The organism is Phycisphaerales bacterium, assembly GCA_016699835.1.
Taxonomy (GTDB): domain Bacteria; phylum Planctomycetota; class Phycisphaerae; order Phycisphaerales; family UBA1924.
Map to the genome: position 1 here is coordinate 2,076,227 of CP064987.1, position 11,724 is coordinate 2,087,950.

At 66.8% G+C, this 11,724-nt stretch carries 4 protein-coding genes; 3 read left to right on the forward strand and 1 reads right to left on the reverse strand.

Translation table 11 applies throughout. From position 1 onward, the window contains the following. Positions 1–54 precede the first annotated feature (54 nt). A complete protein-coding gene (gene pheT / locus IPK69_08645) occupies positions 55–2,178 on the reverse strand; it encodes a phenylalanine--tRNA ligase subunit beta (protein ID QQS08071.1) in 2,124 nt (707 codons plus the stop codon). A gap of 312 nt (positions 2,179–2,490) precedes the next feature. On the opposite strand from pheT, the gene IPK69_08650 reads away from it, so the two are divergent. The 3 genes from IPK69_08650 to IPK69_08660 all read left to right on the forward strand — a co-directional run bounded on the left by IPK69_08650 (position 2,491) and on the right by IPK69_08660 (position 11,592). Further along, positions 2,491–5,181, forward strand: coding sequence for a hypothetical protein (locus IPK69_08650; protein QQS08072.1), 2,691 nt, complete (start codon positions 2,491–2,493; stop codon positions 5,179–5,181). Between the two features lie 380 nt (positions 5,182–5,561). Then, positions 5,562–9,101, forward strand: a complete 3,540-nt coding sequence (locus tag IPK69_08655; protein ID QQS08073.1) for a hypothetical protein — start codon at positions 5,562–5,564, stop codon at positions 9,099–9,101. A 193-nt stretch (positions 9,102–9,294) separates the two neighbouring features. Then, positions 9,295–11,592: a hypothetical protein gene (locus tag IPK69_08660; GenBank protein QQS08074.1), complete on the forward strand. Its 2,298-nt coding sequence runs from the start codon at positions 9,295–9,297 to the stop codon at positions 11,590–11,592. Positions 11,593–11,724 lie beyond the last annotated feature (132 nt).

Consider the following 11,724-nt stretch of genomic DNA (forward strand, 5'->3'; position numbering starts at 1 on the left):
CCGGTTCCGTCCGGTAGATGGTTGGGTTTGCTCTACCCCAAGCAGCGACCACGCTTACGAGCGGATCTCTGCCCCCGTTCGCGCGCGCAAAGTATCAAGAAGTGAGTGCCACACCGGGTCGAGTTCCTCATTGCGGAGCGTCGCCGACGCGTCACGGAATCGGCATCGCAGCGTGAGGCTCTTCCGCCCCGCGCCCACCTGCGCCCCGCGATAGGTCCCCACGAACGCGACGTGCTCGAGCCATTGGGGCGACTGCGACTCCACATGTCCGAGAACCTCGCGCCACGTCAGCCGCTCATCGACGATCAGCGACACGTCCCGATCGATCGAGGGCATCTGGGGCAGGACCGAGATCGGCCGAGTCTTCGTCGGCGTTCCGAGCAACTCCTTCATCCCCATCTCACTCGCGACCACCGGCCTCTCCAGTCCGAATCGCTTCTGGATCGCGTCGGTAATGATGCCGACATAGCCGAAGCGCACGCCGTCGATCTCCACGCCCGCGTACGCGCCGTCTCGAAACGCTCCACAATGCGGCGAGGCTGGCATCAGTTCAACATTCGCCCCGGCACCAACGACACCACCTACAAGCGCCTCGATGGCGCCCCGCATCGCGCGCACGCCGATCTGCAACTCGCTGGTCGTCGCGGCCTTCCCGCGCACGGGCACGTCGAGCACGAGTCCAAGGTTCAGCCGCTCCATGATCGTTGAACTCGCCGACCCCATGCCGGCCTCGGCAAAGACCGACCCGACCTCGAAGAGACGAACATCCACCCCGCCGCTCGCCCCCGAGTTCTGGTTCGTTCGTCGGCATCCAAGCAGGCTCGGCACCAGGCTCGTCCGCAACGCCGGCTCGTGCGCGCGACGCTCGTCGTCCACGCGAACCAGCCCGAATCCCGTCGGCGTCGTCGGCAGAAACGCCTGAGAGTCCTCCACGCTCGTGAACGTGAATGTCACGATCTCGTGGAATCCCATGCCGCAGAGGGTCGAGGCGATCGCGCTCCGTCGGCGTTCGCTCTCCTGGGGCGGGCGCACTCGAACCTCCATCGTCTCCCGTTGCGGGATCGCGTCCAGCCCCATCACGCGCGCGATCTCCTCGATCAGGTCGATCTCGAGCGTCAGGTCGGGTCGATGCGCCGGCACGACAAACGCCAACTCCTGCCCGCCACGCCCGATCGGCTCGGCCTCGATCCCCAAGGGCGCGAGCGCATCCACGATCGCTTTCGTTTCCACTTCCACACCCAGGATCTGTGACGCGCGCGCGGCCCGAAGCCGAATCCGTGTCACCGCCGGGACCGCCGGACCCGCTGCCAATGGCTCTGCACAGAGGCGCCCGCCCGCGACCTCCACGATCAGCGCCGCCACGCGCTCCGCCGCGTCATCGACCGTGCGCACATCGACCAGCCGTTCGTATCGATGGCTCGCGTCGGTGCGGATGCCGTGCCGCCGTGCCGCCCGACGGACCGCGACGGGATCCCACGTCGCGACCTCGAGCGCGATGTCCGTCGTGGCGTCGGTGACCTCCGAGTCCGCCCCGCCCATCACCCCCGCCAAGCCCTGCGCCCGCTCGGCATCGGCGACGACCACCTCGTCGCCGGCGAGTTCACGCGATTTGCCATCGAGCGTCGTCAGGCGCTCGCCCTTGCGCGCGCGTCGCACCACGATCGCCGGCCCCGCGAGTTTCGCAAGATCGAACGCGTGGCACGGGTTGCCCCACTCCAGGTTCAACCAGTTCGTGGCATCGACCACGTTGTTGATGCTCCGCTGCCCGACGCTCTCGAGGAGCGTTCGCAGCCACGCTGGACTCGGCCCGATTTTCACGCCGCGGATCACGCGCAGTGTGAATCTGGGACATTCGGTGTAGACCTGATTCACGAGCGAGATCAGCGATGCGGTGTTGGTCGGATCGATCCCCGGCGTGCGGTGTGGACGTCCGGTAAGCACATGTCGCCCGTGCGAGGCGGCCGCAATCTCTCGCGCGAGACCGATGTGCGACAGACAATCGCCCCGATTGCTGGTGATTTCAACATCGAGAAGGACGTCAGGGTTCCGTTCTTTCGTCGCGGAACGTGTTTGGCTCTCGATCGGAAATCCCGCGTGGGGCAGGAGTTCGATGATCTCGTTCGGGTTGAGTCCGCCCGGCTTCAAGAGCCCGTTCAGCCAGTTCACACTCGTTTGCATGGTGGCAGAGGATACGGGCTTCGACGCCCACTCGGATACGGACTATGAAGGTCCGAAATCCTCATTCGTGTCGATTTTTATGGCGTTTTGATCTTTCTTGAAGTACACTTAGGCTGTCCATCCTCGTGTGGAAGATCGGAAGAGGAGAAGTGACTTCGTTGGGGGCGGCGAACCGGCGCGCGATCCAATCGGCGAGCCAAAAGGTTCAAATCGAGTTGTGTGCGTCCGCTCGCGCCCGTCGCGCGAGTGGCGATTTTCGTCCGTGTCGACGTGTCGTCGACCCGTGTGTGCTCAGTAAAGGAGAAAGGTCCTATGAAGAAGAACTGGAAGGTGCAGGCCGGTCTGCTCGCCGCAGCGGCCGGATTCACGATCTCGACCGCCGCATTCGCGGTGAACACCCCCGAGGTGGAGCCCAACGACGCGAAGGCGACCGCCACGCTCGTCACGATGGCCGCCGGCGACTCGTTCTCCGGAAACTCGATCTCGGCGACGACGACCGGGATCGACTGCTTCCTTGTGAGCATTCCCGCCGACGGCGTGCTCACCCGCTACGAACTCAACCTCACCACGACTGGCACCGCCGGCCACTCGATGACCCTCCGCGGGCTCAACGTCTCCGGTGGTGTCGTCGGCACGACCGACACCTCGCTCCAGACCGCTACGACGATCACGGCCGACAGCAGCCGTCGCGCGGTGTTCTATGGCACGGGTGGCTCGGGCAACCGTGACATCTACGTCCGCGTCACGGGCACCGCCAGCACCACCGGCGATTACACCGTCACCCTCTCCTCGTCGGCCGTCACCGAGACGGCGGCGGGCGGCGGCGGCACGGTCGCGCAGGGCAGCATCACCCTCGGCGAGGGCACGGGCAGCAACGCCGACCACGACTGGTGGGTGTACGACTCCGCGCTCGCCGCGATTCCCACCGCCAACAACGACGATCCCGACAGCGGCGCGACGATCTCGCTCACGCCCGCGACCTACCACGTCGCCTGGGGCAACTTCAACACCGCCAACAACCTCCCCAGCACCAACGGCACGTTCCTCACCGGCGCGGTCACGGACTTCGCCAACGTCGTCGTCAACACCAGCACGTTGAACATCACCAACATCGGCATGAGCATCACCAGCGGCGCGGGCAACGTCCAGGTCCCCCTCGCCCGTCTCACGACGACCGGCGTCTCGGGCCAGTTCGACCTCAACTGGGTCGCCCTCACCGTTGAGGCCGCCAACACCAACCCCGCCGTCGCCGGCAACGCCTTCTTCGGCAGCAACGGCGACACCGTCCTCGTGACCGGCACCGTCACCCCGGGCACCGTCCCGGCCAGCACGGGCCTCGCGGTCACCGCGGACCTCTCCGCGATCGGCGGCAGCGCCACCCAGGCCCTCTTCGACGACGGGACCAACGGCGACGTCACCGGCGGCGACAACATCTTCTCCTTCTCCGCCACCATCTCCGGCGCCTCCGCGGGCACCTACAGCCTCCCCCTCTCCGTCACCGACGCCGAGTCGCGCAGCGGCTCGGGCAACGCGACGGCCCTTATCGTCGGCAGCCTCGGCACGATCAGCGCCGGGGCCAACATCACCCAGACGGTGACCCTCGCCGCCGCCGAGGTGAAGTTCTTCAAGTTCACCCTCCCCGACGCGATCAGCGATCCGGCCTCCTGGCTCGACGTCTGGACGCTCGCGGGCACCCTCTCCAACAACGACTCCGAGATCGCCGTCTACAACGCCTCGGGCAACCTCGAGGACAGCGATGACGACGACGGCCCCGGACTCTTCAGCGCCCTCTCCTACGGCCTGATCGCCCCAACCCGCCCGACCGACGGCGGCACCGCCTCCAACGGGCGTGACGGCACCCTCGCCGCGGGCGACTACATCCTCGCCGTCGGCGCCTTCGACACGGTCTTCAACGCGACCAACTTCAACGCCACCAGCACCTCGACCGCGACCGGCGATGTCGTTCTCCGCGTCACGCGCGAAGGCCCCACCGCCCCCGCGGGCACGGGCCTCGCGACCCCCGTCGCCGTCCTCAATGACGGCTCGGGCTCCTCGCTCCTCACTGTCACCGTCGCTCCGGGGCAGTTCCCCGTGAGCACCGGCCTCGCCGTCTCCGCCGATCTCTCGGCGGCGGGTGGCAGCGCCTCGCAGGCGTTCGTGGATGACGGCACCGGCGGCGACGTGACCGCCGGCGACAACATCTTCTCCTACACCCTCAACGTTGCCAACGGCGCGACCGTCGGCAACTTCTCCCTCCCCTTCACCGTCTCCGACGCCGAGTCGCGCACCGGCTCGGGCAACATCGCCTTCCGTATCCTCGGCGAGCCCACGGCCAACGGCGACCTCTGCCGCATCTTCTCTCCCGAGTTCGCCGGCACCCTCCTCAACGACGTCGCGCTCGCCGCCGGTGAGGTCAAGTGGTACACCTTCCAGATCCCCGCGGACGCTTCCGCCGCCGGGCTCACCTATGTGGACTTCAACACGTTCGGTTCGGCGCTCACGGCCAACAACGACACCGAGATCGGCGTCTACACCTCCGCCGGCACGCTCGTCGCCTCCGATGACGACGACAGCGATGGCCTGCTCAGCCAGTTGTCCTTCGGTGACACCGCCACGCCCCGTCCGATCGACGGCACCGGCGTCGCCGGCGCTGGCCAGGACGGCGACCTCGCCGCGGGCACCTACTACCTCGCCGTGGCCGCCTTCAACACCACCTTCGCCTCGCCTTGGGATGTCGCCAGCACCAGCGCCTTCTCGGGCACGTTCGATGTGAACGTCCGGACCAACATCGCCGGCTGCGTTGCCGACGTGGACGACGGCTCGGCGACCGGCACGCCCGACAACGGCGTGACCATCGACGACCTCCTCTACTACCTCTCGATCTTCAACGGCGGCAACGTCTGCGCCGACGTCGACGACGGCTCCGCCACGGGCACCCGTGACGGCGGCGTCACCATCGACGACCTCCTCTACTACCTCTCCCGCTTCAACGGCGGCTGCTAAGCCCAGGCTCTCGCGAGCCAGAACCAGTAATAAACACGGCGCCACCCAAGGGAAACCTTGGGTGGCGATTTTTTTGCGCGGTGGAATCGAGTGTGAAACCGGTTGCAATTTGGCCAATTCTGGCATCGGTTCCACGATTTTGGGCAGAATCCACCAGTTGAGTATTCTCCAAACCCGGTCTTTCTGGTATCCTGACAGTGTTCTCGGCCGGCGTGTGGGCCGGCGGCGCGTGGGGAATCTGTTATTCCGCGCCTTCTCACCGACTCGTGGTTGGTGGGTGTGAGGGAAACTGAGATTTACGCGCAAGGCTTGCCAGCGTGGCTCGTCAGGCGCGGTCTCGTTGTTTGTCTGTCCCCCAGGGAAACGAAGGAGCTAGGGATATGTTGAATCGAACGTATGTGACGGCAGCCTCCGCTGCCATGGCTCTGGCGATGGCCGCGTATGCGGTCAACACGCCGGAAGTCGAACCGAACGACGACAAGGCCACCGCCACGCTCGTGACGATGGCCGCCGGGGACACGTTCTCCGGGAACTCCATCTCGGGCACGACGACCGGCATCGATAACTTCCTCGTGCGCATCCCGGCCGACGGCGTGCTCACCCGCTACCAGCTCGACCTCTCCACCGTCGGGGCGGTCGGGCACACCATGACCATTCGTGGGTTGTCGCAATCGGGCGGCGTGATCGGCACCACCGATAGCACGGTGCAGACCGCCACGACGATCACGGCTGATAGCAGCCGTCGCGCCGTGTTCTATGGCACGGGCGCCTCCGGCAACCGTGACATCTACGTCCGCGTCACGGGCACCGCCACGACGACCGGCGACTACAGCGTCGTCCTCTCCTCCTCCGCCGTCACCGAGACGGCCGCGGGCGGCAGCGGGACCGTCGCCGCTGGCAACATCACCATCGGCGAAGGCACGGGCAGCACCGCCGACCACGACTGGTTCGTCTACGACTCGTCGCTCGGTGTGATCACCGGGTACGACAACGACGATCCCGATTCTGGTCGCACGCTCTCCTATGCCGCTGGCACCTACCACTTCGCCTGGGGCAACTGGAACACCTGCAACAACCAGAACAGCACCGGGGGTACGTACCTCTCGGGTCTTGTCTTGGACTTCCCCAACGTCGTCGCCAACAGCAGCACGACCAGCATCTCCAACATCAACATGGGCATCACCAGCGGTGTGGGCAACGTCCAGGTTCCCATGACGCGTACGACCACCACGGGCGTCTCCGGCCAGTTCGATATCAACTGGGTCGCCCTCACGGTCGAGAACCTCGCCACGAACCCCTCGGGTTCCGGCCTCGCTACGCCCAACAGCGCGCTCGGCGACGGCACGGGCTCCACGCTCCTCACGGTCAACGTCGTTCCTGGCGCCTCGCCCACGAGCACCGGCCTCGCCGTGACCGCCGATCTCTCCGCCGTCGGCGGGAGCGCCACCCAGGCGTTCTTCGACGACGGAACCAACGGCGATGTCACCGGCGGCGACAACATCTTCTCTTACTTCTACAACGTCCCCGTCACCGGCGGCGGCAACTTCTCCCTCCCCTTCACCGTCACCGACGCGGAGTCCCGCTCGGGCAACGGCAACATCGCCCTCTCCATCGTCGCAGCCCCGGCCGTCTTCACGGACCTCGGCACGCTCTCCTACTCCAACACCCCCGTCAGCAGCGAGCTGACCTACGCTGCGGGTGAGGTCAAGTGGTACAAGTTCACCATCGCCGGCGCCAACGACGCCGTCGACTTCCTCGACTCCTGGACCGACACGCCCGCCGTCGCCGGTCCGACCGACACCGAGATCGGCCTCTACGACAGCCTCGGCAACCTCGTCGACAGCGATGACGACGACGGCGCGGGCGCCTTCAGCGCCATGTCCCACGGGCTTGTCGCCCCGACACGCCCCCTGACCGGCGGCACGGCCTTCAACGGTCGTGACGGCGGGCTTGCCGCGGGCACCTACTGGATGGCCGTCGGTGTCTTCAACACCACCTTCGGCGCGACCGGCTGGAACGCCACCAGCACCGCAACGGGCACGGGCAACATCCTCCTCAACCTCGTCTACCAAGAGGCCGCCGCCATCGTTGCTAATCCGAGCATCACCGCGACGAGTGACACGCCCGACCCGACGCTCTCCGGCACGCCGGTCCTCTTCACCGCCACCGTCGCCCAGGGCCTCCCGGCCAGCGCGATCAGCAGCGTGACCGGTGACTTCTCCGCCGTCGGCGGCACCGCGGCCGAGGCCTTCAACGACAGCGGCACCGGCGGCGACGTGACCGCGGCCGACGGGATCTGGTCGCTCACCTTCTCCCCGACCGGCGCGCCCGGGACCACGGCCATCGTCGTCACCGCGACCGATGCCCTCTCCCGCACCGCGACCGCCAACATCTCGCACGCGATCTCCGGTGGCTCCTCGGGCCTCCCCGCCACCTTCACCGACCTCGGCACCCTCTCGTACTCGGCCACGCCGATCATGCACGAGCAGGCCTACGCCGCGGGTGACGTCAAGTGGTACCGCTTCGAACTGACCACCGGCGTCGCCGATCCGGCCGACTACCTCGACCTCTGGGTTGAAGGCGGCACGGCCCCCGGCACGCTGACCGATACCGAGGTCGGCCTCTATGACAACGCCGGCAACCTCGTCGTCGCCGATGACGACGACGGCGCCGGCCTCTACAGCGCCGAGTCCTACGGCGCGGTCTCGCCCACCCGTCCGCTCACCGGCGGCACGGCCCACAACGGGCGCGACGGCGCGCTCGCCGCGGGCATCTACTGGCTCGCTGTCTCCGAGTTCTCCACCACCCACAACACGACCAACTGGGAAGTCCTCGTCCCAGCCCCGGCCGACGCGGGCGATGTCAAGCTCAACCTCGTCTACAACACCCCCGCCCCCACCAATCCCACCGGCGTCGGCGCCTCCACGCCGAACGCGGGCCTTGGTGATGGCTCCTTCTCGCCCCTCTTCACCGTCGTGACCACCCCGGGCCAGATCCCCACCAGCACGGGCATCACCGTGACGGCCGATCTCTCGGGCATCGGCGGCAGCGCCACCCAGGCGTTCTTCGACGACGGGACCAACGGCGACGTCACCGGTGGTGACGGCACCTTCTCCTTCACCTACACCATCCCCAACCTTACCGCTGCGGCCGCCTACTCGATCGGCTTCACCGTGGCCGACGCCGAGTCGCGCTCCAGCACCGGCTCCTTCACCGTGACGGTCGTCGGCGAGCCCACGGCCACCGACCTCTGCCGCGTCTTTGATCCGGAGTTCAAGGGCCTCCTCATCAACGACCTCGCCTACGCGCCCGGCCAGACCTTCTGGTACACCTTCCAGGTTCCCACCGGCGGCGCGACCGCCGCGGGCCTCACCTACCTCGACATCACCACGGTCGGCTCCGTGCTCACCGGCGACACCTTCGCCGATGACACCGAGATCGCCATGTTCGATACGTCGGGCAACGTCGTCGCTTCCGACGACGATTCGGGCCCTGGCTTCATGAGCCAGTTGTCCTACGGCGACACTGTCACGCCACGCGCCGCTGATGGCGATGGCGTCGCCGCCGCTGGCCAGAACGGCGACCTCGCTGCAGGCACCTACTTCCTCGCCGTCTCCTCCTTCAACATCACGCCCGCGGGTCCGTGGGTCGCGATCTCCGACAGCACCGCGACGGGCACCATCGACGTGACCTTCCGCACCAACATCGCCGGCTGCGTTGCCGACGTGGATGACGGCTCGGCCACGGGCGTGATGGACGGCGGCGTCACCATCGACGACCTCCTCTACTACCTCGCCATCTTCAACACGGGCAACGTGTGCGCCGACGTCGACGACGGCTCGGCCACGGGCGCCCGTGACGGCGGCGTCACCATCGACGACCTCCTCTACTACCTCGCCCGCTTCAACGGCGGCTGCTAAACCCACCTAATCGGACCTAAACGTCCAAACCCCGGGTTTCCCCCGGGGTTTTTTTGTTGGCATTTCGAGAAATCTGAGGTAGACTGTTGATTGGTTTGAGTGCCAAACTCGTGGGAATCTGGGGTGCCTGTCTGCTCAGACAGCCGGATTCATTCGTGCAGGGTGTCACAGAGAAAGAAAAGAGAGGGTTTTCATGAATCGTTCCGTCTTTGGTTTGTTCGCCGTATGTGGGTTGGCGGCGTCGGCCTTTGCCGCCGCTCCTGAGACGTTCGGGCCGTTCGCCGCGGTCATCAGCGACGGTGCGCTGAACGCGGCCACCAACTCGGTTGTCACCGGAACATCCACGGGTGCGTATGCCCTCGGGAGTGTCACGGTCAACGGCACGCTCAACAGCAGCGGCATCGGCTCCTGGGAGTCTGAGTCAAGGATTCGCGTGATTCCCGATGCCCTTCCGTTGAATGCGTTCACCGTTCAGCCCTTTACCACCAACGCCGTATTCACGTCGGTCACGGCCACAGGGTTTGTGCACACCGTGGCCGCTCCATTCGATCCGGTCGGCGGCGTGACGTTCCGCTTCTTCGAGTCTTTCGATGATGCCGGCGGCGCCGATGCCACCTGGTCCACCATCGACCTCACCTTTGATGGCTCCGCGGCCCCGACGAACCCCACGGGTCTCGGCGGCAACACCGGCGGCTTCAATGACGCCGCCACGCCCCTCGTTGTCGTCGTCGGCGTCCAGCCCGGCGCCAACCCGGTCAGCAGCAACGTCACGGTCGAGGTCGATCTCACCTCCGTCGGCGGCAGCGCCACGCAGCAACTCTTCGACGACGGGACCAACGGCGACGACGTCGCCGGCGACCTCGTCTTCGTCTACTCCACGACCGTCGCCGGCACGGTGACCCCGGGCGACTACGCCGTCCTCGCGACGATCAACGACGCCGAGTCGCGTTCGGCCTTCGCGACCGCCAACCTCCGCATCTTCGCCGCCCCGACGGCGTTGACGACCCCGACGCTCTGCAACGTCACGACCACCTCGGCCCACACCTTCACCTCCACGGGCGAGGTCAAGTGGTACACCATCACCCTCCCCGAGGTCTCCGACGCGCTCGGCACCTTCTTCGACATCGCCACCGACAGCTCGACCAACGGGACGCTCGATCCCGACACCGAGATGGCCCTCTACGGCGCCGACGGCTTCGGCATCGGAGCCGATGACGACAGCGGCCCGGGCTTCCTCAGCGCCCTCACCTTCGGGCGAATCCTCCCCAACCGTCCGTCGCTCGTCGCCGGCGGCCTTCTCAACGACGGGTTCAATGGCGATCTCACCCCCGGCACCTACTACCTCGCCGTTTCGCGGTACAACACGGTCTTCAACGTCGCCGGCTTCTTCGTGACCGGCGGCACCGACGCCTTCGCCGAGACGGACACTCCCGACTTCAACCTCGTGATGCAGCTCGGCGACGCCTGCACGATTCCCCCCACGGGCGTGGGCCTCGCGACGCCCGACGTGCTCCTCGACGGCGCCACGACCCTCTTCACGGTCGAGGTCACCGCGGGTCAGAACCCCGTGAGCACCGGCCTCACCGTCTCGGCCGACCTCTCCGCCATCGGCGGCAGCGCCACCCAGGCCTTCGTCGATGACGGGACCGGCGGCGACGTGCTCGGCGGCGACGGGATCTACTCCTTCACCTACACCGTCCCGGTGTCCACGGCCGCCGATATCTACGCCCTTCCCTTCACCGTCTCCGACGCCGAATCGCGCACCTTTACCGGTGACATCGCGCTCCTGGTCTCCAACGAGCCCACGGCCACCGATCTCTGCCGCGTCTTCTCCCCCGAGTTCTCGGGCAAGCTCGTCAACGACGCCACCTACAACGCCGGCGACGTCCTCTGGTACAAGCTCCAGATTCCCGCCGCCGCCACCGATGCCGGCAGCACCTACCTCGACATCACCGTCTTCGATTCCAACATCGCCGACAACGGCTTCGGCGTGAACGACACCGAGATCGGGCTCTACGACTCCACCGGCCTCGCCATCTCCATCGATGACGACGGCGGCCCCGGCTTCTCCAGCCAGCTCTCCTTCGGTGACACCGTCAACACCCGTCCCGCCGACCTCGACGGCGCGATCTTCGACGGCATCGACGGCGACCTCGCCGCCGGCACCTACTACCTCGCCGTCAGCACCTACAACGCCGCCTTCTTCGTGGACTCCTGGGCGGTCATCACCACCGGCGCTGTCGCCGGAACCATCGACGTCGATGTCCGCACCAACATCGCCGGTTGCGTCGCCGACGTGGACGACGGCACCGCGACGGGCACTCCCGACGGCGGCGTCACCATCGACGACCTCCTCTACTACCTCGCCATCTTCAACTCCGGCAACGTCTGCTCCGACGTGGACGACGGCACCGCCACGGGCGCCCGTGACGGCGGCGTCACCATCGACGACCTCCTCTACTACCTCGCCCGCTTCAACGGCGGCTGCTAAGCCGACACTTTGAGCCATCGCTCATCCGGCACCCCGGCCTCCCGGGGTGCCGGTTCTTTTTTGCAGCCCAATACGGGAATCCGTGAACATTCGTCGCGAGTGGCTTGTTTCACCTGTGTTCTTGGTGTACGT

What these genes read in the sequence shown, in the direction of transcription:
- pheT (QQS08071.1), bottom strand. Translation starts at nt 2,178, where the DNA reads ATGCAAACGAGTGTGAACTGGCTGAACGGGCTCTTGAAGCCGGGCGGA.
- IPK69_08650 (QQS08072.1), top strand. Translation starts at nt 2,491, where the DNA reads ATGAAGAAGAACTGGAAGGTGCAGGCCGGTCTGCTCGCCGCAGCGGCC.
- IPK69_08655 (QQS08073.1), top strand. Translation starts at nt 5,562, where the DNA reads ATGTTGAATCGAACGTATGTGACGGCAGCCTCCGCTGCCATGGCTCTG.
- IPK69_08660 (QQS08074.1), top strand. Translation starts at nt 9,295, where the DNA reads ATGAATCGTTCCGTCTTTGGTTTGTTCGCCGTATGTGGGTTGGCGGCG.